Here is a 26,449-nt window from a genome sequence, read left to right on the forward strand (position 1 = left end):
AGTGGTGGGGCAAGAGCCCTTTTGGTTACTTTTGGGGCTCTTTTCCAAAAGTGACCCGCTGTAAAAGCGGAACCCTAGGTGGCCGTTACCGCAGCAATGGATATGTACACAATCCAACGGTGTTGACTGCCACACCGCCTTCGCGAGCAAGCCCGCTCTCACACTTTGCTCGCAGGGTGTCAGGTAGACAGGCGTCGGCTGGCGGGCCGTCATCGCAGGCAAGCCAGCTCCCACAGTTGGAGCGCAGGGCGGCAGGGAGATACGCATCGTCTGTTCGGTCGCCACGGGATACAAAACTTTTCAAATCCCGCATGTACAGCCAAAGAACCGCTGACGTACTTTCCGCTACACCAGTCGATGTACCTGAACCCGACCAAGAATAAGAAAAAGGACGTCCCGCCATGACTCACCAGCAAAACGACATGATCACCTGGCGCATGATGTTGCGAAAGGTGCCTGCCATCGTTCGGGCCCTCCCACGCGTGGTGCGCGGCATGCGCGCGGCCAACGTCACCGACCCCAGGCAACCCTGCGGCCTGGGCTGGCATTTCGAACAAGCCGCCTTGCGCAACCCTGAGGGTGCTGCCCTGCTCTATGGGGACAACGTGATCAGCTACCGCGACGCCAATCAGCGCGCTAACCGCCTTGCCCACCACCTGCAGGCCCAGGGCATCGGCAAGGGCGACGTGGTGGCGCTGTTTATCGAGAATCGCCCCGAGTTGTTGCTCAACGTGCTGGCCGTGGCCAAACTGGGCGGCATCTGCGCCATGCTGAATACTGCGCAAACCCAAGGGGCGCTGGTACACAGCCTGACCCTGGTCAACCCGGTTGCCATTGTGGTCGGTGCCGAATTGCTGAGCCCTTACGCGGCGGTGCGCGAACAAGTGCAGATCCCGGCCGAGCGCACCTGGTTCGTGGCCGATCAGCCCGGCAGTGCAGTACCCGATGGCTATATCGACCTGATGGCCGCGAGTGCCGAAAGCCCGGTGGACAACCCGGCGAGCTCCGCGCAGATTTTCCTCCACGATCCCTGCTTTTATATCTACACCTCCGGCACCACTGGCCTGCCCAAGGCCGGCATCATGAAGCACGGGCGCTGGACCAAAACCGCCGTGAGCTTCGGCAGCATCGCCCTGGACATGGGGCCCCAGGACGTCCTCTATTGCACCTTGCCGCTGTACCACGCCACCGGCCTGTGTGTGTGCTGGGGGGCGGCGATTATCGGCGCGTCCGGCTTTGCCATCCGGCGCAAATTCAGCGCCAGCCAGTTCTGGGATGACGCGCGCAAGTTCAAGGCGACCACCCTGGGCTATGTCGGTGAGCTGTGCCGCTATCTGCTCGACCAGCCCGCGAGTGCGCAGGACCGCGATAATCACGTGACCAAAATGGTCGGCAACGGCTTGCGTCCTGGTGTGTGGGCGCAGTTCAAACAGCGTTATGGTGTGGAGCATATCTGCGAGCTGTATGCCGCCAGCGACGGCAATATCGGCTTTACCAACATACTGAATTTTGACAACACCATCGGCTTTTGCCTGCAGCACTGGGCGCTGGTGGACTACGCCCATGACACCGGTGAACCACTGCGCGGCAGCGATGGGTTCATGGTCAGGGTGCCCACCGGCGGGCAGGGCCTGTTATTGGCGCGCATTGATGATAAGTCGCCCTTCGACGGTTACACCGACCCGGAAAAGAACCGCAAGGTGGTACTGACCGACGTGTTCGAAAAAGGCGATCGCTATTTCAACACCGGCGACCTGGTGCGCAGTATCGGTTTCGGCCATGCGCAATTTGTCGATCGCCTGGGGGACACCTATCGCTGGAAGGGCGAAAATGTCTCGACCACCGAAGTGGAAAATGTCTTGCTGCAACACCCGCAGATCGCTGAAGTGGTGGCCTATGGCGTCGAGATCGACAACACCAACGGCCGCGCCGGCATGGTCGCCATCACCCCCAGCGAATCCCTGGCCAGCCTGGATATGCGCGAACTGCTGCAGTTCGCCCACGGCCAGTTGCCCCCTTATGCGGTGCCGTTGTTTTTGCGGATCAAGGTGAAGATGGAAACCACCGGTACGTTCAAGTACCAGAAAGTAAAGCTCAAGGAGCAAGGGTTCGACCCGGACAAGGCTGGCAATGATCCGGTCTACGCCTGGTTGCCGGGTTCGGACAGCTATGTGCCGGTGACCGGGCAATTGCTGGCGCAGATCCAGGGCGGCCACTTCCGTTATTGATTCTGGCTATGGTGGCTTTTGACAAAAAAGCCATGACACCGGGGAACTCCCTCGCGACACTGGGCGCCTTAAACAGTTATGTCAGTCGCCTCAGCAAGGAGCCCCCATGTCAGATCAGCCTAAACAAATGACCGAAGACGAAGCCGCCGAATTTGCCGAGCAAGTCTTCGACGTCGCCCGTCACGGCGACGCCGCCATGCTCGCCGCATTGTTGGCGAAAGGCCTGCCGGCCAATTTTCGTAATCACAATGGTGACACCTTGTTGATGCTCGCGGCGTACCACGGCCATGCCGAGGCGGTCAAAGTGCTGCTGGAGTTCAAGGCCGACCCCCTGATCGCCAACGACAAGAACCAATTGCCGATTGCCGGTGCGGCGTTCAAAGGTAACCTGCCGGTGGTCCAGGCATTGATCGAAGGCGGTACGCCGATTGACGCGGCCTCCTCGGACGGGCGTACGGCCTTGATGATGGCGGCGATGTTCAACCGCGTTGAGATGGTTGATTACCTGCTCGCTAAAGGCGCAAACCCCAAGGCCACTGATGCACAAGGCGCAACGGCACTGGCCGCGGCGCAGACCATGGGCGCGGTGGATACGGCGGCGCAGTTGCAGAAACTGGTGTAGGCTACGCGCCCTTCAAAACTTGCCCGCTACAGGATCGCCCCATGAAAACCGCCCTCGTCGAACTCATCAGCAAAATCAGCGCCGGCGTCATGGGTGCGGACGAAGTAGCGCGTATCGCCGACGAAGCGGCCCAGGCCTATGCGGACCCGGCGGCGTTCCTGGCGGCCAACCCGGATATCAACTACGACGACAGTTTCCCGATCGCTCTGGGAGAGTGGGTGGTGGTGGGTAGCTTGCCGGACACGGTGTTGTTCCAGGCTGATACCTATGGCGACCTGTTTGCCCAGATCGTCGCCTCGTTCGGTCCGGGTGTGGCGTTCAACCTCAAGCCCAAGCAACTGGCCAAGACCGAAGACCTGACCGCGCTGAACCGCATCCAGATCCAGATGAGCGCCCTGAGCCCGGAAGACGGCGGTTATGTGCTGGTGAATTTCAGCCAGTTGCTGGACGACGAGATCCAGGCGGTGCTGGTGTTCGGCAACGACCTGCCCCGGGTGCTGGAACTGTGTGCCGAAGTCGGCATCAAGGCCGAGCCGTCGTTGGAAGCCTTGAAGATTGCCGTACACGTCTGAAATAAAACGGAACCCCCGCCAAGGCTGACTATCCTACAAGGGCATGCCCTCACTTAGGAGCGACACCATGGGTTCCACGTTTAATAGCCTGATTGGCCTGATCATCCTCGCGCTGGACATCTGGGCGATCATCAACGTGTTTAAAAGCGGCGCCAGCACCGGCGCCAAAGTGCTGTGGATCCTGTTGATCCTGCTGTTGCCCGTGCTGGGCCTGATCATCTGGGCTATCGCCGGGCCGCGCGGTAACGTGCGGATCTGACGACCCACTCGATTTGCGGTGGGCACCCTCAATGTGGGAGCTGGCTTGCCTGCGATTGCGGTGTGTCAACCGAAACAATGCAAGCTGACACACCGCCATCGCCGGCAAGCCAGCTCCCACAGGGGGTTTCACAGCATTAAGCAGATTTGTGTGTCGAAACTATTCGCCGCACGAAATTTTCACATCCCATCCAAGACAATTCGCCGGCTTTAACCGGCTGCCAGGGCTCTATCTCCAGTGCCCTTAAAGGCAGGGCCGTGCCTTACGTTCAGTAATTAATAGCCTTGCCGGCCTTGATCGGGCACCATTTGTGCCACCGCGTTAACCGCCTACCCCAGCCAGCCTGGGCGAGGGACGGACGCCACTGCATTATTTCGCAACTTCAACTTCCAATGGGTCCTAAAACGACATGGCAAACCCGGACGCCCTGAATCAGCAGCGAGCTTCAAATCGCCTGCTGCAACCGACCGTCAAATCCCATCTGGCGTACACGCTGCTCTGCGCACTGGTCATGATGGTGATGTTCTCCCTGCTGCGCCTGGCGTTGCTGGTCTACAACCGCGAGATGATCCTGGATACGCCGGCCTCGACGTTCCTGGAAGCGTTCGTCAACGGCACCCGCTTCGACATTCGCTTTGTGACGTACGCGCTGGTCCCGCTGCTGCTGGCTGTGTTCAGCGTACGGGCCATGGCGGCGCGAGGCTTCTTCCGTTTGTGGCTGACCGTTGTGTCCAGCATCGCACTGTTCCTTGGCCTGATGGAGATGGATTTCTACCGCGAATTTCACCAGCGCCTAAACGGCCTGGTCTTCCAGTATGTGAAGGAAGACCCGAAAACCGTGATGAGCATGCTCTGGTACGGTTTCCCGGTGGTGCGTTACCTGCTGGCCTGGGCCGTGGGCACGCTGATCCTGAGCATGGCCTTCAAGGGCGCTGACCGCGCAACGCGCCCACGGGGCCCGTTCAGCGGTGGCACGATCAGCACGCGCCAGGTGGCGCCGTGGTACAGCCGCATCGCAGTGTTCATGGTCTGCCTGCTGGTTGCCGTGGTCGCCATCCGTGGCACCCTGCGCCAGGGGCCACCGCTGCGTTGGGGTGACGTCTACACCACCGATTCGAACTTCGCCAACCAGTTGGGCCTCAATGGCACCTTGTCGCTGATCGCGGCGGCCAAGGCGCGCTTTGGTGAAGACCGCGCCAATATCTGGAAGGCCACTCTGGAACAACCGCTGGCCACCCAGACCGTGCGCGACATGCTGGTGCTGCCGCAAGAGAAGCTGGTAGACACCGACACCGCTGCCGTACGCCGTGACTTCACGCCACCGGCCGAGAAAACCCTGCCGATCAAGAACGTCGTGGTCATCCTGATGGAAAGCTTCGCCGGTCACTCGGTAGGCGCATTGGGGCGTCCAGGCAATATCACCCCGTACTTCGACAAGCTGACCCAAGAGGGCCTGCTGTTCGACCGCTTCTTCTCCAACGGCACCCACACCCACCAGGGTATGTTCGCCACCATGGCCTGCTTCCCGAACCTGCCGGGTTTCGAATACCTGATGCAGACCCCGGAAGGCAGCCACAAGCTGTCGGGCCTGCCGCAGTTGCTCAGCGCGCGTGATTTCGACGACGTGTATGTCTACAACGGCGATTTCGCCTGGGACAACCAGTCGGGCTTCTTCAGCAATCAGGGCATGACCAACTTCATCGGCCGCAATGACTTCGTCAACCCGGTGTTCTCCGACCCGACGTGGGGCGTGTCCGACCAGGACATGTTCAACCGTGGCCTGGAAGAACTGAAGGCGCGCGAAGGTGGCAAGCCGTTCTACGCACTGCTGCAAACCCTGTCCAACCACACGCCGTATGCGTTGCCGACCCCATTGCCGGTTGAGAAAGTCACCGACCGTGGCAGCCTCAACGAGCATTTGACGGCCATGCGCTACTCCGACTGGGCCCTGGGCCAGTTCTTTGAAAAGGCCCGCAAGGAGCCGTACTTCAAGGAAACCCTGTTCGTGATCGTCGGTGACCACGGCTTCGGCAACGAGCAGCAGATTACCGAGATGGACCTGGGCCGCTTCAACGTGCCGATGCTGATGATCGCACCGGGCATGCGTGAGAAGTTCGGTGAGCGTGACCACACCGTGGGCACCCAGATCGACATCGTGCCCACCATCATGGGCCGCCTGGGCGGCGACACCTTGCACCAGTGCTGGGGCCGTGACCTGCTGAACCTGCCGGAAGGTGATAAAGGTTTCGGCGTGATCAAGCCATCGGGCAGCGACCAGACCGTGGCCTTGCTCACCGGCGACCGCGTACTGGTATTGCCCAAGGAAATGCCACCCAAGTTGTGGGAATACACCCTGGGCGCCGAGCCGACTGGCAAGGTGATTCCTGATTCGCCGGACGAAGCCGCACTCAAGCAGAAACTCGAGTCGTTCCTGCAAACCGCGACCAAGAGCCTGCTGGATAACACCGCAGGTGTGGTGGACGGTAAGCCGGACTAACTGACCGGCAATAAAAAAGAGGCCTTCTAGAAGGCCTCTTTTTTTTGCCTCTCAATTGTAGGAGCGAGCTTGCTCGCGAAGAACCTCAACGATAACGCGCGCGTCCTGAATAAACGCGGCGCCTGCAAGTGTTTCGCGAGCAAGCTCGCTCCTACAAAACCGCGGCGTTTATATCTTGCCGAGCAACAACAGCACCAGCAGAACAACCAGTACCACACCCAGGATACCCGACGGTCCATAACCCCAGTTACGCGAGTGCGGGAACACCGGCAGGCCACCGACCAGCAGGAGGATCAGGATAATAATCAGAATGAGGCTCATGGTTTTGTTCCTTATAGGTTCTTTGCAAAAACCGGCTGTTTAACCGTTGGTTCGTCCATGCACAGTGGGACGCCTTACCCATTCCGACTCTGCCGCTTCGTAGAAAATTCATTGTTTTTATAAAACATTTTGATGCGTCGCTTATTTCTTTTAACGCGTACGCAACTTGAACTAATTAGTTGAAAAAAATTGAACTTAGTCTATGCGCGCGGCTGCTACCGAGCCCGCGGTTTGCCTGGGGCATTCATCACCCTGATGGTGCGTGGGTAGAGCAAAAACCTTCGCTACACTGCCGGTCACTTCTTCGTGAACCACAAGGCTACCTCCTATGCAAAACCGCATGATGATCACTGGCGCCGGGTCTGGCCTGGGTCGCGAAATCGCTCTGCGCTGGGCCCGTGAAGGCTGGCAGTTGGCGTTGTCCGATGTCAGCGAGCCTGGGTTGCAGGAAACCCTCAAGCAGGTTCGCGAGGCGGGCGGTGATGGTTTTACCCAGCGTTGTGACGTGCGTGACTACAGCCAGCTCACAGCCTTTGCCCAGGCCTGTGAAGTGAAGCTCGGTGGCATCGATGTGATCGTCAACAACGCCGGCGTGGCCTCGGGCGGGTTCTTCGCTGAATTGTCCCTGGAGGATTGGGACTGGCAGATCGCAATCAACCTGATGGGCGTCGTCAAAGGCTGCAAGGCGTTCCTGCCGCTGCTGGAGAAGAGCAAGGGGCGCATCATCAACATCGCCTCAATGGCCGCGCTGATGCAAGGCCCGGCCATGAGCAACTACAACGTGGCCAAGGCAGGCGTGGTGGCGTTGTCCGAGAGCCTGCTTGTGGAACTCAAGCAACAGGAAGTGGGCGTGCATGTGGTGTGCCCGTCGTTTTTCCAGACCAACCTGCTCGACTCCTTCCGTGGGCCAACCCCAGCCATGAAGGCCCAAGTGGGCAAGCTGCTTGAGAGTTCGCCCATCTCGGCGGCGGATATCGCCGACTACATTTACCAGCGCGTGGCCGCAGGCGAATTCATGATCCTGCCCCACGAGCAAGGCCGCATGGCTTGGGCGTTGAAACAGAAAAATCCGCAACTGCTGTATGACGAAATGACACTGATGGCCGACAAGATGCGCGCCAAGGCGCAGGCTGTGAAGGGCTGATTCGGCTGGGGTCTGTCAGACAAATTACCTACCTGCGTAGGCAGTGCCTGATTTGCCCGCAAGCCATTGCCGGCCCAGCGCCAAGGGGGCATGGTCGAGGTCCTGTTACTGGAAAAGGACAACCGCCATGCTGGTCTTAAGCCGTGCCATAGGCGAAGCCATCGCCATTGGCGATGACATCACCGTACATATCCTTGAAGTGAACGGTACTCATGTGAAATTCGGTATCGAGGCGCCGGTGGGCGTCAACGTGCACCGCGCCGAGGTGTACCGCAAGATTCTCCGGCGCGAGGGGCCGGCGACCCATCCCGTGCCGGTGCCCAACCCTTAGCGGGCGCAGGTTTTCAGTCGAACAGATGCTTGGGCACATCGTGCTTGAGCATCAACTGGCATTGCTCGCTCTCGGGGTCGAAGACGATCAGGGCCTGGCCTTTGGTCAGCGCCTGGCGTACGCGCAGCACGCGGGTTTCCAGGGGCGTGTCGTCGCCATTGTCGGTGCCGTCGCGGGTGACGAAGTCTTCGATGAGGCGGGTCAGGGTGTCGACTTCAAGTGCATCGTAGGGAATCAGCATACAAGCCTCAGGTGTCAGGTCCCGGCGATGCTACTGTGCCGGGACCTTTGTTGCCAGTATCCACTCACACGCGTCAGGACTTCTGGCCGACCAGGCTGTCCACCGACGGCACGCGGGTGTCGCTCTCCATTTGCGTTTCATGCTCGATCTGATGACTGAACCGATCCAGGGAGCCCTGGGCCGGTTGCGCATCGCTGGCAAACACCGGCGGGCTGAGGATGTAGGCGCCCAGCAAGCGACTCAGGGCGGCCAGGCTGTCGATATGGGTACGCTCGTAGCCATGGGTGGCGTCACAACCGAAGGCCAGCAACGCCGTGCGAATATCATGGCCGGCGGTGACCGCCGAGTGCGCATCGCTGAAGTAATAGCGGAACAGATCGCGGCGCACCGGCAGCTCGTTCTCCGACGCCAGGCGCAGCAAGTGGCGGGACAGGTGATAGTCGTAGGGGCCGCCGGAGTCCTGCATGGCTACGCTCACCGCATGTTCGCTGGACTGCTGGCCGGGGGCGACCGGGGCGATATCGATGCCGACAAACTCGCTCACATCCCAGGGCAGGGCGGCCGCTGCGCCACTGCCGGTTTCTTCGGTGATGGTGAACAGCGGGTGGCAGTCGATCAGCAGGGGCTGGCCACTGTCGACGATGGCCTTGAGCGCAGCGAGCAGGGCGGCGACGCCGGCTTTGTCGTCCAAGTGGCGGGCGCTGATATGCCCGCTTTCGGTGAACTCGGGCAGCGGGTCGAACGCCACGTAGTCACCCACGCTGATTCCCAGGGAGTCGCAGTCAGCACGCGTGGCGCAATAGGCGTCCAGGCGCAGTTCCACATGGTCCCAGCTCACCGGCATTTCATCCACGGCGGTGTTGAACGCGTGACCGGAAGCCATCAGCGGCAACACGCTGCCGCGAATCACGCCGTTGTCGGTGAACAGGCTGACGCGGCTGCCTTCGGCAAAGCGGCTCGACCAGCAGCCCACCGGCGCCAGGGTCAGGCGCCCGTTGTCCTTGATCGCACGTACGGCGGCGCCGATGGTGTCCAAGTGCGCGGAGACGGCACGGTCAGGGCTGTTTTTCTGGCCCTTGAGGGTGGCGCGAATCGTGCCGCGCCGGGTCATTTCAAACGGTATGCCGAGTTCTTCCAGGCGCTCGGCGACGTAGCGCACGATGGTGTCGGTAAAACCGGTGGGGCTGGGAATGGCGAGCATTTCCAACAGCACTTTTTGCAGGTACGCGAGATCGGGTTCGGGAATGGTTCGGGTCATGGAAACTCCTGATGAGTTGAGGGCATCGATGGTTTCGATGAGGGGTTCGAGCGTCTTCGCCTGGCCCGGCCTCATCGCGGGCAAGCCCGGCTCCCACATTGGAATGCGGTCAACTGTGGGAGTCGGGCTTGCCCGCGATAGCGCCGGTACAGGCGACACATCACTTAAGTAGCCGGCTGACTGTGTGGAAACAACAAATCCACAAACTTCTCAGCCGTAGGTTGCGGTTCATGGTTGGCCAAGCCGGCCCGTTCGTTGGCTTCGATAAACACATACTCTGGCTGGTCGGCCGCAGGTACCATCAGGTCCAGGCCGACCATGGGAATATCCAGGGCACGGGCCGCACGCACGGCCGCGTCCACCAGCGTCGGGTGCAGGATCGCCGTGACATCTTCCAGGCAACCCCCGGTGTGCAGGTTGGCGGTACGTCGCACGGCCAGTTGCACGCCACGGGGCAGGATGCTGTTGTAGTCGTAGCCTGCGGCTTTGAGGGTGCGCTCGGTTTCCGCATCCAGCGGGATTTTGCTCTCGCCGTCGGTGGCTGCCTGGCGGCGACGGCTTTGCGCCTGGATCAACGCGCGAATCGAATGTTGACCGTCGCCGATCACCTCGGCGGGGCGACGAATCGCAGCCGCAACCACTTCAAAACCGATCACCAGGATGCGCAGGTCCAGGCCTTCGTGGAAGCTTTCCAGCAACACGCGGCTGTCGAACTGGCGTGCCGCTTCGATCGCCTGCTGCACCTCCTCGATGCTCTGCAAATCCACGGCGACGCCATGGCCTTGCTCGCCATCCAGCGGCTTGACCACGATGCGCTGGTGCTCGTCGAGAAACTCCAGGTTGTCGTCGGCACTGCCCGCCAACTGTTGCACCGGCACCTGCAGGCCCGCCGCCTTGAGCACCTTGTGGGTCAGGCTCTTGTCCTGGCACAGGGTCATGCTGATGGCGCTGGTCAAGTCGCTCAGGGACTCACGGCAACGCACGCGACGCCCGCCGTGGCTAAGGGTGAACAGGCCCGCATCGGCATCGTCGACCTGCACATCAATGCCGCGCCGGTGGGCCTCTTCGACAATGATGCGCGCGTAAGGGTTGAACTCCGCCTGGGGCCCCGGGCCTAGAAACAGCGGCTGGTTGATACCGTTCTTGCGTTTGATTGCAAAGGTGGTCAACGCCCGAAAGCCGAGCTTGGCGTAAAGGCTCTTGGCCTGGCGATTATCGTGCAGCACCGACAAGTCCAGGTAGCTCAAGCCACGGCTCATGAAGTGCTCCACCAAGTGGCGCACCAACACTTCACCGACGCCAGGGCGCGTGCATTGCGGGTCCACCGCCAGGCACCAGAGGCTGCAACCGTTCTCCGGGTCGTGGAAGGCCTTGTGATGGTTGAGGCCCATCACGCTGCCAATCACCGCGCCGCTGTCTTCATCTTCGGCCAGCCAGTACACCGGGCCGCCTTGATGGCGTGGGGTGAGGCGTTCCGGGTCGACGGGCAGCATCCCGCGGCCCTGGTATAGGTGGTTGACCGCTTGCCAGTCCGCCTCGCTCTGCACCCGGCGAATACGAAAGCCGCGAAACACGCGGGTGGCCGGGCGGTAGTCGGTGAACCACAGGCGCAGGGTGTCGGACGGATCGAGGAACAGTTGCTGCGGGTCAATGCCCAGGATTTGCTGGGGCGCGGCCACGTACAGGGCGATATCGCGCTCGCCGGGCTGCTCGTTGAGCAGTTCCTGGGCCAGGCTTGCCGGGTCGGGAAAGGTGTGGCCGATCAACAAACGGCCCCAGCCGCAATGTACGGCAATCGGGTCGGCGGCCAGGGCGCTGCCATCTTCGGCCAGGCGCGCTTGCAGGCGCTCGTAGGTCGGCGCCTGGCCTTTGAGTAAGCGTTGGCTGTAAGCCGCGGCATTCGGTTTCATGGATCAGATTCCTTGTTCGCTCAGCCACAGGTTCAGCGCCGCCAACTGCCACAGCTTGGAGCCGCGCAGTGGGGTCAGTTGGCCTTGCGGGTCGGTGAGCAGGCGGTCGAGCATGGCCGGGTTGAACAACCCACGGTCCTGGCTCGGGTCCAGCAGCAACTCGCGCACCCAATTCAAGGTATCGCCCTGCAGGTGCTTGAGGCCGGGTACGGGGAAGTAGCCTTTCTTGCGGTCGATGACTTCGCTGGGGATCACCCGGCGCGCCGCTTCCTTGAGCACCTGTTTGCCACCGTCGGGCAGCTTGAATTTGGCCGGCACCCGGGCTGACAGTTCCACCAGGCGGTAGTCGAGGAACGGCGTGCGCGCTTCCAGGCCCCAGGCCATGGTCATGTTGTCGACGCGTTTGACCGGGTCGTCCACCAGCATCACCGTGCTGTCCAGGCGCAAGGCCTTGTCCACCGCCGCGTCGGCGCCCGGCATCGCGAAATGCTCGCGCACGAAGTCGCCGGCAGCGTCGTTGGCGGTCAGCCATTTGGGCGCGACGGTAGCCGCGTAGTCGTCGTAGCTGCGGTCGAAAAACGCCGCGCGATAGGCCGCATACGGGTCGCTGGCGCCGTCCACTTGCGGGTACCAGTGGTAACCGGCGAACAACTCATCGGCGCCCTGGCCGCTTTGCACCACTTTGCAATGCTTGGCCACTTCCCGCGACAGCAGGTAGAAAGCGATGCAGTCATGGCTGACCATCGGCTCGCTCATGGCGCGGAAGGCTGCCGGCAGTTGCTCGATGATCTCGCTTTCGGCGATGCGCAGTTGGTGGTGATGGGTGCCGTAGTGTTTAGCGATCAAGTCTGAATACTGGAACTCATCGCCACGTTCGCCGCCGGCGTCTTCAAAACCGATGGAGAAGGTCGACAAATCCTCCACGCCCACTTCGCGCAGCAGGCCCACGAGCATGCTCGAGTCGACGCCGCCTGACAGCAACACACCCACATCCACCGCCGCACGTTGGCGAATGGCCACGGCTTCGCGGGTGCTGTCGAGCACGCGGTCGGTCCAGTCTTCCAGTGTCAGGTGTTTTTCGTCCTTATGGGGGCCGTAGGGCAGGGTCCACCAGGTTTTCTGTTCAGTCTTGCCGCTGGCGTCGATGCGCATCCAACAGGCAGGCGGCAGTTTTTCCACACCCGCCAACAGCGTGCGCGGTGCGGGCACCACGGCGTGGAAATTCAGGTAGTGGTTGAGGGCGACCGGATCGAGGATCGGGTTGATGTCACCGCCCTTGAGCAACGCGGGCAGTGCTGAGGCAAAGCGCAGGCGCTGGCCGGTGCGCGACAGGTACAGAGGTTTGACCCCCAGACGGTCGCGGGCGATGAACAGGCGCTGGGCATCACGCTCCCAAATGGCAAAGGCGAACATACCGTTGAGCTTGGGCAGCAACGCTTCGCCCCAAGCGTGATAACCCTTGAGCAACACTTCGGTGTCGCCACCGGAATAGAAGGCGTAACCCAGGGCTTCCAGCTCTTGGCGCAGCTCCGGGAAATTATAGATGGCGCCATTGAAGGCCAGGGACAACCCCAGATGGGCGTCGACCATCGGCTGGGCGGAGCCGTCCGACAGGTCCATGATTTTCAGGCGTCGGTGGCCCAGGGCAATCGGCCCTTGGGCATGAAAACCCCAGGCGTCGGGGCCACGGGGGGCGAGGTGATGGGTGATGCGTTCTACGGCTGCCAGGTCGGCAGGTTGATGATCAAAGCGTAACTCGCCAGCTAATCCACACATAAGTTCCTTACCGGTTTTTCCGTTGGGGAGGGGTCAACACTCAATACGCCAAAAGGGCGCGTACCCAGAAACTGACCCAGGCAAAACCAGGGAGTTTTAGAACGATAAGTTATAAGGAAAATATGGCTAATGGCCCGGCCTCAATCTGCCGGCCGGCGTGGCATGCCTGGAAAGGGCGGTACATAAATGCCAATCGAGTGCGAATTCCAGGTGGTTAACGGGGCGAACCCAGCGACTATTCAAACCCTTCGACGGTCGCGCCGGGCTTATGGTGGAGCGTCAATAGTCAGTGCCATCAAGGAAGGTCATCAATGCATCACGATCATGGAAAGCGCCGGTGCGGTGGGCTGTGGCCCAGGGAGCGCGCATGCCGCAGATAAGCGAAATACTCAGCCCGCCACTGCGCGCGCAGCTGCCGCCCAAATTACTTGAAATGACCCAGGACCTGGATATTTCCCAGGCGCTCCAGGAGGCCCTGCCCGTTTGGCTGGTACAGGCCGACCCCGAAACGCGCGTGCACATCTGGCGCGCCCATGGGCTCAAAGGGCCGCTGCAAGACAGCGTGAGCGCACGGCTGCAAGCCTTGGAGCCTCTTGATGCGTTCTGTATGGAGCGCCTTGAAGCCTTTCTGCTGTCCAAGGGGCACACACTGGATGTGCGCCAGGATGTGCTGGAAATCCCGCATCGCGAAATGACGAATGTGAACCCCGACCTGATCGGGCCGATGTCGGTGACTGTCACCCTCGTCAAACACACGCTGCTGCAAGCCGCCATGCAAAACTTCAGCGCCGCCCGCGCCGAGGCCAATGGCCTGGCGATTGGCGCGTTGATACGCAGCGCCGCCACCGGCCTGGAGGTCGACTCCATCAGCGCGCTCGAATTTGTACGCTATTGCCGCGAACTGGATTTGGGCAGCGCCTATCAACGCCATCTGCGTGAGGTGTTCGATCTGCCGGCACCGACCGACGTGTCGAGTGCCAATCTGTACAACCCGGTGGAGCGGGACGTGGGCCAGCTCAAGCTGTGCGACATGCGTCTGGACCTGCACATGGCTCTGGGCAAGGGGCATGTAAGCAAGGACACCAGTGCGCTGTTGACCAGGCTGCTCAGGATCAATGGCGACACCCCGCCGATCAAGCATCTGCTGATGGACGGGCTGCCGCTGACCTGGCAGGGGCTGAATGTCGATGAGGCTTGTACCTGGAGTGTGCTGGTGTTTTCCGGCGGCGCGACACACAGCCTGCCTACGGGGCATTGCGTGGTCTACATGCCTAACGAGCCGGAGCGCCCCTGGTTCGAATACGACACCCTCGAAGGTTTCCAACGCTACCTGTCCTCCAAACTGCAGGTGCCCGCGTATCGCGAGTTTTTCAAAGGCTACCTGGATGAGTCCGAGCGCCCGGATTTTTTCCTGCGCTTCGATACCCGTGACGCTGTGCAGAGCCTGGAGCCGGTGTCGGTTACCGTCAGCCTTTCGCGGTTTTTCTTCGATGTGTATGTAGGCAAGGCGCAACTGGATGCCAGGGTGCTGGCGGTGCCCGTGAAGGAAGTGGACGAAGCGGCGCGTAAGGCATTGCTGGAACGGTATGTGGAGCTGGGATTGACCTTGGCCAATATCGCTGGTTTTTTTGTACCGGGCCTGGGCCAACTGATGCTGGGAGTGGGCGTCGGGCAGTTGCTCGGTGAAGTTTATGAAGGCGTTGAGGATTGGCGGCATCAACGCAAGACCGAGGCGCTGGAGCATTTGTTCAATGTGGCCGAAGGGGTGGGGTCAATGCTGCTGCTGGCGGCGGGGAGCAAGGTCGTGGGGTCACTGTTCACGCGTACGCCGCAGTTGTCCGCGGACTTCTTCGAGCAGTTTGAGGCGGTGCAATCGCCGAGCGGCGGCCCGCGACTCTGGCGGCGTGACCTGCGCCCCTATCAGCACACCATGGCTGACGAAGTCCTGGCCACGCCGAGCTACCGGGGGATCTATCAACATAGGGGACGCTCTTATGCCCAGGTTGACGGGGCGTTTTACCGCGTCTTTTTCGACCCCGCGCTTGGCCGCTGGCGTGTGGCTCATCCGTCACGTGAGAGCGCTTACAGCCCGTTGCTGGAGCACAACGGTCTTGGCGGTTGGCGCCATCAGTCCGAGCAAGTCGATCAGTGGCAGAGTGCGGCCTATGTGCTTGAACGTCTGGCGCCTGGCCTGAAATCGCTGCCGGAGGGGCGATTGGATGAAATCATCAGCACCACCGACAGCCATTTACCCTGGCTGCGGCAACTGGTCGAGCGCAACCAGGCCTTGCCGCAACGCGTGCGCGACAGTGTGGTGCGCTGGCGACAGGAGCAACTGATCCGTGACTTGATCTGGCAGTTGCAATTTCAGAGCCACACCGATCCTGCGACCGCACGCCTGCAAATGCTTGCCTTGCCGCTGTTGAAAGGCTGGCCGCAAGGGCGTTTTTTCGAGCTGCTGGACGAGCACGGCGACCTGCTTCGACGGTTTCCAGACACGGCTCCGTTTGACTACGAAGACTTGAGCATTCACATCAGCGAACAGCAGATCAACAACGGGCGCCTGATGCCAACCTTGCTCGATGCCTTGAGTGACGAAGAGCGCGAGGCGTTGCTGGGAGTGAACGTCAAGCCTGATGAGGCGCAAAAGGTCTTGTCGGCCCGCCTGCTCGCGGTTGTCAGGGAGCACTATGGTGCGTTGTTCGAGCAGCTTTATACCCACACCGAACCGTTGCCCCGTGGCGCCGCTGCCGTGCTCAAGCATCACTTCCCGCAGCTGCCGACAGCAATGGCCCAGGAGCTAGTCGCCCAGGCGTCTTCGCTTGAGCGCCTGCACCTTGATACTACGCGTCGCGTGCCCCTGCGCCTGGCACAGCGCACAGGGCAGGTGCTGGACGTGCTGCACGAAGACCGCGCCGTGGCGGGGTTTTATCTGCCGCAGCTGGCGAACGAGTCCACCGAACGCTTGGCGATTGCCTTGCTCGGCAAGTTACCGGGCTGGCCGGCGCAAATGCGCTTGCAGTTGCACAGCGAGGCCCTTGAAGGCGCTTTGCTTGGCAAACAGGAAAGTGCAACGGCCAGCGTTGTGCGCAAAGTGATCAAATCTTCGCGAGGCTATCAGGCATTCGATGAGCGTGGCGTTGCCTTGCACGATCCGATACCTGGCCCGCAGGGTTTTTACCAGGCACTGCTCAATACGTTGTCGGCTGCACAGCGCACCGACCTGGGCATCTACGATACCGGTGAGCGGGGGGCCGTGAAGCTGCAATTGAAGTTGCGTTGGTTGGTCAATGATGAGCGCGCGGGTGTCGCACGCTATCTGCGCCAGGCGTCTGCTGAACCCTTGCCGGCGTGGCGCGAGGGATGCGTGCAGGCCGCTCCTCCCGTCGTCGCGCCACAGCCGCCAGCACTGATGCGCAAGACGAAAAAGCTCTTTCCCCTGTTCGATGATGCCCAGGCTTCTAGCTTTATCCAAGCCTTGGGGGTTGATCATCTGGCCCGTGCGCAAGCGCTCAAGGCGCTGCGGCAACGCTATGAAACCTTGCGCTCGGTGCTGGCTGCCTGGCGCAGCGATGAAGCAGCGCTGGCGAAAGTCGCAGGCTCCTTGGCGCAGGCACGTCTGAGTCGCAAGATAATTGCTCAACGGCTTGAAGCCTGCTGGCGACGCATGAGCGACGTCGGTGAAGCGTCGCGGTTGTCACTCGACGAGATGCTCGGCGGGTCGCTGCCGACCTTGCCAGCCGAGATCAATTTCGAACATGTGCATTACCTGAGCCTGAAAAACACCAGGGCCGGTGATGGTGTGGCCTACTTTCTCAAGCATTTCCCCGGGCTCAAGTCCCTGGACCTGTCGGGCAACCGTTTGACGCGCCTGCCAGAAATCCTCTCGCGCATGCCGCAACTGGAATCGTTGTACCTGAATGGCAATCAACTGGTGCTGACGGCCTATACGCGTACCAAACTGGCGGACTTGCGACAACTGAAGTTACTCAACCTGTCGGGCAACCCGTTGATCGACCCGCCTCTGGTGGACCACCTGCTTGATTTGCGCCAATTGATTTTGCGTGAGTGCAAGCTCAAGGCCTTTCCCGAAAACCTGTGGCGCTTGCCTTACCTGGAAAATGTTGACCTGCGCCAGAACGATATCACCGAACTGCCCGCCTGGCTGTTCGAGGCGAGCCGGGAAAGGACCCAGGTCATTAATGTGCGCCACAACCCGTTGTCGGCTGGGGCGAGCAGAAAAGTCTTCGATTACCGGCGCCAGCACGGTGTGGGCATGGGCTTCTATGAAGATGATATCGCGCGCCTGAACGAGCAGGCCGCGCGGGCGGTGTGGATGCCTGATTCGAGGTTGGCGGACTCCCCCCGTAAAGAGGCGATATGGCAAATGCTCAAGGACGAGCCGCGCAGTGATGGGCTGTTCAAACTGTTGGCCGAACTGCGCGGGTCTGCCGACAGCGAGTATGTACGTGAAGACATGGCGCAGCGGGTATGGCGTGTGCTTGAGGCGAGCAGCCGGCGCGCTGATCTGGCTGAGGAAGTGTTTGAGCGCGCCGCCACGCCTTTCAACTGTGATGATGGTGCGGCAGTGAGCTTCAGCGCTCTGGAAATATTGGTAGAAATCAGCGATGCGCGTAAACAGATGGAGGGCGGGCAACTCGCCGCACGGCCATTGTTGGCATTGGGGCGGGGCTTATACCGGCTTGATCGCCTGGAGCGTATTGCATTCAATCACAGCCTGAACCATCCGGGCACCGATCCCTTGGAGGTCAGCCTCGCCTTTCGTACCGGCTTGGCGAGCCGTTTCTATCTGCCGGGCCAACCCCGGCATATGCGCTATGCCCGCTTGAGTGGCGTGACGCCGGCGGTGTTGAGCGATGCCGAAATTCAGGTCAAGGCGGCGGAAGTGTCGCCCGCGCTGTTGCGGTTCCTCAATGAATTGCCGTTCTGGACCGACTATCTCAAGCGCGCGTACGCTACGCGCTTTTCGGACCTCTACGAGCCCTTTGCGACGCGTATGCAAGAGGTGTTCGACCAGCGCGACACGCTCAGTGATGCGATCTACCGTTCGCGCATGGACAGCATTCTGGCGCAACAGAAAGTAGCCGAAGACGCCGAGCTGCAACACTTGACCCTGGCCGCGATGCGCGCTGACGAGTTGGGCGTGTGTGAGATCCGCTAGCCGACACCTTCCTCGCCACAGTACAGCGCTTCTTTTTACGCCTTGCGCCGAATCAACTCGCGCAAGGCAAATCGGTTCGGGTGGCAGGCCTGTGCCACGCTGACGGGCAAGGGCAGCGGTTCGTTGTCCAGCCATGCCGCCAGCAGTTGCGCTGATAACGGCGCGGTGATCAGGCCGCGCGAGCCGTGGCCACTGTTGATATACACGCCCTCCAGCCAGGGGCAGGGCGCCTGGGGGACTTGTCGGGCATCCCGTGCCAGAATCGCGTAGGCCTGGGCGAACGCTTCGGCATCGGCCAGTGGGCCGACAATCGGCAGGTAGTCGGGGCTGGTGCAACGGAAGGCGGCGCGGCCTTCCAGGGCGTCCAGCGCGGCTGTGTCGGGGTGCAGGGCGTGCAGCAGCGTCGGGGAGATTTCCCGCAGCATCTCCAGGTTGTCGGCGTGTTCGGCGAGGGTGGGCGTGAGGTCGTCACTGTTGAAATCAAAACTGGCGCCCAGGGTATGTTCACCCAACCGTGCCGGCGCCACATAACCTTGAGCGCACACCACCGTGCTCAGCGGCTGGCTTTCGGCGGTTTGCGCCAAGCGCGTGATTTGCCCACGAATGCGCTTGAGCGGCAGCGCGGCACTGAAAGGGAAACGCTTGATCTCGGCGGCGCCGGCCAGTATCACCACCGGCGCCTCGGCCACCTGCGTGTCGCCGTCCCACGCCTGCCATTGGCCCTCCACACGTTGCAGCGTCAGCGCCTCCTGATGCAAACGCACGTCGATATGCGGGTGTCGGGCTTGCCAGGCACACAAGGCTGGCGGATGTACCCAGCCGCCTTCGGGGAAGAACAACCCGCCCAGCTCCAGTGGAATATTGGCGTGGACCTGGGCCTGGGCCGCGTCCACCAGGTGCAGCAGGTCCGGCGCGAAGGCCTTGGCCAGTTGGGCCTGGCGCTCGGCCTCCTTGGCATTGAAGGCCAGTTGCAGCACACCGCAGGCATCCCAATCGACGCCGCGTTGCAGATGCTCAAGCAGCCGACGGGTGTAGCCAAAGCCGCTGACGATCAACTGCGACAGCGTCGTGCCGTGGGCTGACAGCTTCAGGTACAGCACGCCTTGCGGGTTGCCAGATGCCTCCTGCGCCAGGGCGGTGTGACGCTCCAGCAAGCACACCTGCCAACCCCGTTCCGCCAGGCTGGCCGCCGTGCCACAACCGGCCAGCCCACCGCCGATCACCAGGGCGCGGCGCTCGCCCGCGTGCGGTGACGGGCGGGCGAACCAAGGGGCGGTGGCGGCGGGCCTGGGCGTACCCTCGGGCCAACCGACAAACTCCCCACGCAGGATCTCCCATTTATGCCCGATGCCCGGCGTGCGTTTCATCTTGAACCCGGCGGCATTGATCAGCCGGCGTACCCAGCCGGTGCTGGTGAAGGTGCTGATGGTCGAGCCCGGGGCTGCCAGGCGCGCTAGCTCAGCGAACAGCTCTGCGGTCCACATGTCGGGGTTTTTCGCCGGAGCGAACCCGTCGAGAAACCACGCATCGATTTGGGCGTCCAGTTGCGGCAACTGTTCCAGCGCATCGCCGATCAACAGGGTCAGGGTCACGCGGCCGTTGTCCAGTACCAGGCGCTGGAAGCCCTGGTGGATGGCAATGTAGTGCGCCAGCAGTTGCTCGGCAAAGGGATGCAGTTCGGGCCAGAGGGCGAGGGCACGTTGCAGGTCGACATGGCTGAGGGGGTATTTTTCCACGCTGACAAAGTGCAGCCGCGCACCGGCCACCGCGTGCTGTTCGAACAACTGCCAGGCGCAAAGGAAATTCAAGCCGGTGCCGAAGCCGGTCTCACCAATCACCAGTCGCCCATCTGCCGGCAAGGCCGTGAAGCGTTCCTGCAAGCGGTTCTGCTCCAGGAACACGTAGCGGGTTTCTTCCAGGCCCGACTGGTCGGAGAAATACACGTCGTCGAATACCCGCGAATGCGGGCGGCCTTGATCATCCCAGTCGAGCTGGGCGTGGGTGATGGGGTTCATGGCGGCTCATAAAGTGAAAGCGGGCAAAGACAAGGCGGCCATTCTAGCCGATCAACAGGCGTTGAATTGACCCATGGCAAGGCTGGGTTGTATTTCCTTGCGCGTGTTGGGGCCCAATCCGCTAGTCTTGAGCCATCTTGAAACGGAGCTGCCCATGTTCGAATCCGCCGAAATCGGTCACGCCATCGACAAAGACACCTACGACGCCGAAGTGCCGGCCCTGCGTGAGGCCTTGCTGGAAGTTCAATACGAGCTGCAACAGCAGAAGCGCTTCCCGGTGATTATCCTGATCAACGGCATCGAGGGCGCGGGCAAGGGCGAAACCGTCAAACTGCTCAATGAATGGATGGACCCGCGCCTGATCGAAGTGCGCACCTTCGACCAGCAAACCGACGAAGAACTGGCGCGCCCACCGGCGTGGCGCTACTGGCGGCAGCTGCCGGCCAAGGGCCGCATGGGTATCTTTTTCGGCAACTGGTACAGCCAGATGCTGCAAGGTCGGGTGCATGGGCAGATCAAGGATGCGCGCCTGGACCAGGCCATCGCCGGCGCCGAACGCCTGGAAAAGATGCTCTGCGATGAAGGTGCGCTGATTTTCAAGTTCTGGTTCCACTTGTCCAAAAAACAGATGAAGGCGCGCCTCAAGGCCCTGGCCGACGACCCGCTGCACAGCTGGCGCATCAGCCCGCTGGACTGGCAGCAGTCCAAGACCTACGACAAGTTCGTGCATTTCGGTGAGCGCGTGCTGCGCCGCACCAGCCGCGATTACGCGCCGTGGCATGTGATCGAAGGCGTCGACCCCCATTACCGTGGGCTGACCGTGGGCAAGATCCTGCTCGATGGGCTGCAAAGTGCCTTGAAGCAGGCCAAGGTCAAGGCCAGCGGCATGAACCCGGCACCGTTGCTGGCCTCGGTGGACCGCAAGAGCCTGCTCGACAGCCTCGACATGACCCTGCGCCTGGACAAGGACGACTACGAAGAACAACTGATTACCGAACAGGCACGCTTCTCCGGCCTGATGCGCGACAAACGCATGCGCAAGCACGCGCTGGTAAGCGTGTTCGAGGGCAACGACGCGGCGGGCAAGGGTGGGGCGATCCGTCGTGTGGCGGCAGCACTGGACCCGCGCCAGTACCACATCGTGCCGATTGCCGCGCCCAGCGAAGACGAACGGGCCCAGCCGTATCTATGGCGGTTCTGGCAGAAGATCCCGGCGCGCGGCATGTTCACCGTGTTTGACCGCTCCTGGTATGGCCGTGTGCTGGTGGAGCGCATCGAAGGCTTCTGTACCCCAGCGGACTGGATGCGCGCCTATGGCGAGATCAATGACTTTGAAGAGCAACTGCGCGATGCGGGGGTGATCGTGGTCAAGTTCTGGCTGGCCATCGACAAGGAGACGCAGTTGGAGCGCTTCCAGGCCCGAGAGGAGATCCCCTTCAAACGCTTCAAGATCACCGAAGACGACTGGCGCAACCGCGACAAGTGGGACGACTACCGTGCGGCGGTGGGCGACATGGTTGACCGCACCAGCACCGAGGTGGCGCCCTGGACCCTGGTAGAAGCCAATGACAAGCGCTGGGCGCGGGTTAAGGTGCTGCGCACCATCAACCGTGCGCTGGAAGAGGCGTTTGATAAAACCGACAAGCACGACAAGAAGAAAAAGAAATAGCCTGTAGGAGCGAGCTTGCTCGCGAAAAACGTCAACGATAACGCGTGCTCCCTTAGTAAACGCGGCGCCTGTGAGTTTTTCGCGAGCAAGCTCGCTCCTACAGAGTCTCCATGCTTTTGCATCCACGCAGTGAATGATCATCGCGGTCGGCCAGGCCTGGATCTATCCTCGATCCACAACCACAAGATCGAGGTAGCCCATGCGTGAAGTAGTGATCGTCGACAGCGTGCGAACCGGCCTGGCCAAATCCTTTCGCGGCAAGTTCAACCAGACCCGTCCCGATGACATGGCGGCCCATTGTGTCAATGCGCTGCTGGCCCGCAACGGCATCGACCCGGCGACGGTGGAAGACTGCATCGTCGGTGCCGGCTCCAACGAAGGCGCCCAGGGCTATAACGTCGGGCGTAACGTGGCGGTGCTCTCGCAACTGGGTACCGGTACGGCGGGCATGACCCTCAATCGTTTCTGTTCCTCGGGCTTGCAGGCGATTGCCATTGCCGCCAACCAGATCGCTTCGGGCTGCAGCGACATCATTGTCGCCGGTGGCGTGGAGTCCATCAGCCTGACCATGAAGAGCGTCAACACCGATAACCTGATCAACCCACTGCTTAAAGAGCAGGTGCCGGGCATTTACTTCCCCATGGGGCAGACCGCCGAAATCGTTGCGCGCCGCTATCACGTCAGCCGCGAAGACCAGGACCTTTACGCGCTGCAAAGCCAGCAGCGCACCGCCCAGGCCCAGGCTGATGGCTTGTTCAACGATGAAATCGTGCCGATGGCGGTGAAGTACAAGGTCGAGGATAAGAACACTGGCGCGGTGCAGATCCTGGATGGCGTGGTCGACCGGGATGACTGCAACCGCCCGGACACCACCCTGGCCAGCCTCAGTGGCTTGAAGCCGGTATTTGCCGAGGATGGCTCGGTGACGGCAGGTAACTCCTCGCAGCTTTCCGACGGTGCGTCGATGACCCTGGTGATGAGCCTGGAAAAAGCGTTGGAACTGGGGCTCAAGCCTAAGGCGTTCTTCCGTGGTTTTACCGTGGCTGGTTGCGAGCCGGATGAAATGGGCATTGGCCCGGTGTTCTCGGTGCCTAAGTTGCTCAAGGCCAAGGGCTTGCAGGTGGCGGACATCGACCTGTGGGAACTCAATGAGGCCTTTGCTTCTCAGTGCCTCTACGCGCGTAACCGCCTGGAGATTGATAACGCCAAGTACAACGTCAACGGCGGCTCCATTTCCATCGGGCATCCGTTCGGCATGACCGGTTCGCGGCAGGTTGGGCATCTGGTGCGCGAGTTGCAACGGCGCAATCTGCGTTATGGGATTGTCACCATGTGCGTGGGGGGCGGGATGGGCGCTACCGGGCTCTTCGAAGCCGTGCGCTGACTGCGGTTGGAACAGCGCCAGTGTGGGAGGGCTAATGTGGGAGCTGGCTTGCCTGCGATGACGGCCTACCAGCCGCCACCTATCTACCTGGCACCCCACGATCAACCTGTGGGAGCGGGCTTGCTCGCGAAGGCGGCCTGACAGCCAACACAGTTATACCGAGTACATATCCATTTCTGCGGTAACGGCCACTTAGGGTTCCGCCCTGACGGCGGGTCACTTTGGAAAAGAGCCCCAAAGTAACCAAAGGGCTCTTGCCCCACCACTCGGCACCTCGCCCAGGCTCGGTGTGCCCGTAATCCGCCAGTGATTTGGGGGGCCGCCGCCACGCGCCATCCATGGCGCGGGGCGGCTAAACCGGCATCCCTGCCGGTTTACCCCCCAAATCCCTGTCGAATTCCGGCCAGCGTGGTTTAACGGGGCGCCTAAGATCAAGATCAACAGCAGATCAAGAGCCAGATCAAGAGCCAGATCAAGAGCGGCTCGCTTCGCATCGTGGTTACCGTCGGCTGCCATCGCAGGCAAGCCAGCGCTCACATTTAAAACGATGGCGTATCCGATGTCGGTGACTTGCCCCTAGAATGCCTGCTCCACTTCCTCTGGCATCTGGGGCTCTCATGCACATCTCTTCCGGCCGCTGGGTCTACGGTTTTTTCCTGACCCTGCTGACCGCGTTTCTGTGGGGCATTCTTCCGATCAAGCTCAAGCAAGTATTGCAGGTGATGGACCCGATCACCGTGACTTGGTTTCGCCTCATGGTAGCGGGCACTTGCCTGTTCGTTTACCTGGCCGCTACCAAACGCCTGCCCAGCCGCAAAGTGCTTGGCCCCAAGGGTGGTTGGCTGGTGGGCATGGCGGTGTGTGGCCTGGTGGGCAACTACGTGCTGTACCTGGTGGGCCTTAAAATGCTTAGCCCAGGCACGGCGCAGTTGGTGGTGCAGATGGGGCCGATCTTTCTGATGGTAGCCAGTGTGTTTGTGTTCAAGGAGCGCTTCAGCCTGGGGCAAGTTATCGGGCTGGTGGTGTTGATCGCAGGCTTTGGCTTGTTCTTCAACCAGCGCCTGGTGGAGTTGCTGACGTCCATGGGCACCTACACCGCCGGTGTGCTGACGATCCTGCTCGCCACTACTATTTGGGTGTTTTATGCACTGGGGCAGAAGCAATTGCTGACGGTGTGGAATTCATTGCAGGTGATGATGGTGATTTACCTGTCGTGTGCGCTGTTGCTCACGCCATGGGCACATCCGCTGGAGGCATTGCAGTTGAGCCCCCTGCAAGGCTGGCTGTTGTTGGCGTGCTGCATGAATACCCTGGTGGCCTACGGGGCATTTGCCGAAGCCTTGGCGCATTGGGAGGCCTCGCGGGTCAGTGCGACCCTGGCGTTGACGCCTTTGGTGACCTTTGTGGCGGTGGCCGTGGCGGCGTGGCTGTGGCCGGAGTATGTGCAGGCTGAGCAGATCAATGCCCTGGGGTATTTCGGCGCCTTTGTGGTGGTGCTGGGGTCGGCGACCGTGGCACTGGCGCCCTCGCTGCTCGCCGGGCTCAAGGCCCGGCGGCTGCGTACGGCGGTGTAGTCAGCTACCCAGCATGTTTTCCGGGCGTACCCACTGGTCAAACTCGGCATCGGTGAGGTAGCCCAGCTCCAGTGCAGCCTCACGCAGTGTCAGCCCTTCGGCGTAAGCCTTCTTGGCGATTTCGGCTGACTTGTCGTAGCCGATATGCGGGTTGAGGGCGGTGACCAGCATCAGCCCGCGTTCCAGGTGCTGGGCCATTTGCTCGGCGTCGGGTTCGAGGCCGGCAATGCAATGCTCCTGGAAATTGTTGCAGCCATCGGCCAGCAGGCGGATCGACTCCAGCAGGTTGTGGATGATCACCGGCTTGTACACGTTCAACTGCAAGTGCCCCTGGCTGGCGGCCATGCCGATGGTCACGTCGTTGCCCAGCACCTGGCAGGCCAGCATCGACAGCGCTTCGCATTGGGTGGGGTTGACCTTGCCCGGCATGATCGAACTGCCCGGTTCGTTGGCCGGCAACTTGACTTCCGCCAGCCCGGCGCGAGGGCCGGAACCCAGCAGGCGCAGGTCGTTGGCGATTTTCATCAGCGCCACGGCCAGGGTTTTCAGCGCGCCGTGCAAGGTGACCAGCGGCTCATGGCCGGAGAGGGCGGCGAATTTGTTCGGTGCGGTCACAAAAGGCAAGCCCGACAACGCGGCCAGCTCGGAGGCAATCGCCTCGCCAAAACCATGGGGTGCATTGAGGCCGGTGCCGACGGCGGTACCGCCCTGGGCGAGCTCGCACACGGCGGGCAGGGCGCTGCGGATCGCACGCTCGGCGTAATCGAGCTGGGCGATAAACGCCGACAGCTCCTGGCCGAAGGTGATCGGCGTGGCGTCCATCATGTGGGTACGGCCGGTCTTGACCAGCTTCATATGCCGTGCGGCCAATTCCGCCAGGCCACCGGACAAGGTGGCGATCGCCGGCAGCAGTTGCTTGTTCACCGCTTGCACCGCGGCAATGCTCATGGCGGTGGGGAAGCAGTCGTTGGAACTCTGGGAACGGTTGACGTGATCGTTGGGGTGCACCGGGCTCTTGCCGCCACGGTTGTTGCCGGCCAACTCGTTGGCGCGGCCGGCGATCACTTCGTTGGCGTTCATGTTGCTTTGGGTGCCACTGCCGGTCTGCCACACCACCAGCGGGAACTGGTCGTCATGCTGGCCGTCCAGGACTTCGTCGGCAGCCTGCTCGATCAGGCGGGCGATGTCGGCGGGCAGGTCGCCGTTACGGTCGTTGACCCGCGCCGCAGCCTTCTTGATCAAGGCCAGGGCATGCAGTACCGCCAGCGGCATGCGCTGCTCGCCAATCGCGAAATTGACCAGCGAACGTTGGGTTTGCGCGCCCCAATAGGCGTCATCAGGGACCTGTACTTCCCCCAGGCTGTCGGTTTCGATACGGCTCATCGGTCACCCTCCTTATCCAGTCGTGATTGGTCAGTTTAGGCCCTGGCGGCCAGCGTGGGTTCCCTAAAAGCGCTTTTGTGTCA

Annotated in this window: 18 protein-coding genes; 11 read left to right on the forward strand and 7 right to left on the reverse strand. The window is 61.5% G+C overall.

What is annotated here, in order from left to right; genetic code table 11:
* Positions 1-401: 401 nt before the first annotated feature.
* The 5 genes from DK871_RS10365 to DK871_RS10385 all read left to right on the forward strand — a co-directional run bounded on the left by DK871_RS10365 (position 402) and on the right by DK871_RS10385 (position 6,178).
* Positions 402-2,228: a long-chain-acyl-CoA synthetase gene (locus tag DK871_RS10365; RefSeq protein ID WP_161904943.1), complete on the forward strand. Its 1,827-nt coding sequence runs from the start codon at positions 402-404 to the stop codon at positions 2,226-2,228.
* Positions 2,229-2,334: 106 nt separating this feature from the next.
* Positions 2,335-2,850 carry an ankyrin repeat domain-containing protein gene (locus DK871_RS10370; protein ID WP_161904944.1) on the forward strand — a complete coding sequence of 172 codons (516 nt, stop codon included), beginning with the start codon at positions 2,335-2,337 and terminating at the stop codon, positions 2,848-2,850.
* A gap of 41 nt (positions 2,851-2,891) precedes the next feature.
* On the forward strand, positions 2,892-3,422 hold the full coding sequence (locus tag DK871_RS10375; protein WP_161904945.1) for a hypothetical protein: 531 nt from the start codon (positions 2,892-2,894) through the stop codon (positions 3,420-3,422).
* Between the two features lie 67 nt (positions 3,423-3,489).
* On the forward strand, positions 3,490-3,681 hold the full coding sequence (locus DK871_RS10380; RefSeq protein ID WP_003192770.1) for a PLDc N-terminal domain-containing protein: 192 nt from the start codon (positions 3,490-3,492) through the stop codon (positions 3,679-3,681).
* A 409-nt stretch (positions 3,682-4,090) separates the two neighbouring features.
* On the forward strand, positions 4,091-6,178 hold the full coding sequence (locus tag DK871_RS10385) for an LTA synthase family protein (protein WP_161904946.1): 2,088 nt from the start codon (positions 4,091-4,093) through the stop codon (positions 6,176-6,178).
* Positions 6,179-6,346: 168 nt separating this feature from the next.
* Here DK871_RS10385 and DK871_RS10390 read toward each other — a convergent pair whose 3' ends face one another.
* Positions 6,347-6,499, reverse strand: coding sequence for a DUF3309 family protein (locus DK871_RS10390; protein WP_003192767.1), 153 nt, complete (start codon positions 6,497-6,499; stop codon positions 6,347-6,349).
* Positions 6,500-6,827: 328 nt separating this feature from the next.
* On the opposite strand from DK871_RS10390, the gene DK871_RS10395 reads away from it, so the two are divergent.
* The gene (locus DK871_RS10395) at positions 6,828-7,643 is read left to right on the forward strand and encodes an SDR family oxidoreductase (RefSeq protein ID WP_047711466.1); all 816 of its coding nucleotides are present in this window, start codon (positions 6,828-6,830) and stop codon (positions 7,641-7,643) included.
* Positions 7,644-7,770: 127 nt separating this feature from the next.
* Positions 7,771-7,974, forward strand: a complete 204-nt coding sequence (csrA, locus tag DK871_RS10400) for a carbon storage regulator CsrA (protein ID WP_161904947.1) — start codon at positions 7,771-7,773, stop codon at positions 7,972-7,974.
* Positions 7,975-7,987: 13 nt separating this feature from the next.
* Here csrA and DK871_RS10405 read toward each other — a convergent pair whose 3' ends face one another.
* From DK871_RS10405 to DK871_RS10420, 4 genes are all read right to left on the reverse strand, one after another.
* A complete protein-coding gene (locus DK871_RS10405) occupies positions 7,988-8,215 on the reverse strand; it encodes a YheU family protein (protein WP_003192759.1) in 228 nt (75 codons plus the stop codon).
* A gap of 73 nt (positions 8,216-8,288) precedes the next feature.
* The gene (locus DK871_RS10410; RefSeq protein WP_161904948.1) at positions 8,289-9,473 is read right to left on the reverse strand and encodes an osmoprotectant NAGGN system M42 family peptidase; all 1,185 of its coding nucleotides are present in this window, start codon (positions 9,471-9,473) and stop codon (positions 8,289-8,291) included.
* A gap of 164 nt (positions 9,474-9,637) precedes the next feature.
* A complete protein-coding gene (gene ngg / locus DK871_RS10415) occupies positions 9,638-11,383 on the reverse strand; it encodes an N-acetylglutaminylglutamine synthetase (RefSeq protein WP_161904949.1) in 1,746 nt (581 codons plus the stop codon).
* A 3-nt stretch (positions 11,384-11,386) separates the two neighbouring features.
* Positions 11,387-13,159, reverse strand: a complete 1,773-nt coding sequence (locus DK871_RS10420; RefSeq protein WP_161904950.1) for an N-acetylglutaminylglutamine amidotransferase — start codon at positions 13,157-13,159, stop codon at positions 11,387-11,389.
* 367 nt (positions 13,160-13,526) lie between these two features.
* Here DK871_RS10420 and DK871_RS10425 point away from each other — a divergent pair, with 367 nt between their 5' ends.
* The gene (locus tag DK871_RS10425) at positions 13,527-18,341 is read left to right on the forward strand and encodes an NEL-type E3 ubiquitin ligase domain-containing protein (RefSeq protein ID WP_161904951.1); all 4,815 of its coding nucleotides are present in this window, start codon (positions 13,527-13,529) and stop codon (positions 18,339-18,341) included.
* 35 nt (positions 18,342-18,376) lie between these two features.
* Here the strand turns inward: DK871_RS10425 and mnmC are convergent, their stop codons facing one another.
* On the reverse strand, positions 18,377-20,356 hold the full coding sequence (mnmC, locus tag DK871_RS10430; protein ID WP_161904952.1) for a bifunctional tRNA (5-methylaminomethyl-2-thiouridine)(34)-methyltransferase MnmD/FAD-dependent 5-carboxymethylaminomethyl-2-thiouridine(34) oxidoreductase MnmC: 1,980 nt from the start codon (positions 20,354-20,356) through the stop codon (positions 18,377-18,379).
* Positions 20,357-20,510: 154 nt separating this feature from the next.
* Between mnmC and pap the strand changes: the two genes are divergently transcribed.
* From pap to DK871_RS10445, 3 genes are all read left to right on the forward strand, one after another.
* Positions 20,511-22,025, forward strand: a complete 1,515-nt coding sequence (gene pap, locus DK871_RS10435; protein ID WP_161904953.1) for a polyphosphate:AMP phosphotransferase — start codon at positions 20,511-20,513, stop codon at positions 22,023-22,025.
* Positions 22,026-22,224: 199 nt separating this feature from the next.
* Complete coding sequence (locus DK871_RS10440; protein ID WP_161904954.1) at positions 22,225-23,409, forward strand: thiolase family protein; 1,185 nt, start codon at positions 22,225-22,227, stop codon at positions 23,407-23,409.
* A 617-nt stretch (positions 23,410-24,026) separates the two neighbouring features.
* A complete protein-coding gene (locus tag DK871_RS10445) occupies positions 24,027-24,983 on the forward strand; it encodes a DMT family transporter (RefSeq protein ID WP_161904955.1) in 957 nt (318 codons plus the stop codon).
* Here the strand turns inward: DK871_RS10445 and DK871_RS10450 are convergent, their stop codons facing one another.
* Entirely contained in the window at positions 24,984-26,366 is a 1,383-nt protein-coding gene (locus DK871_RS10450; protein ID WP_032896037.1) for a class II fumarate hydratase, read from the reverse strand. It abuts the gene before it with no gap.
* Positions 26,367-26,449 lie beyond the last annotated feature (83 nt).

Source organism: Pseudomonas sp. L13, assembly GCF_009935965.1.
In the GTDB taxonomy this organism is placed as follows: Bacteria; Pseudomonadota; Gammaproteobacteria; order Pseudomonadales; family Pseudomonadaceae; genus Aquipseudomonas; species Aquipseudomonas lactis.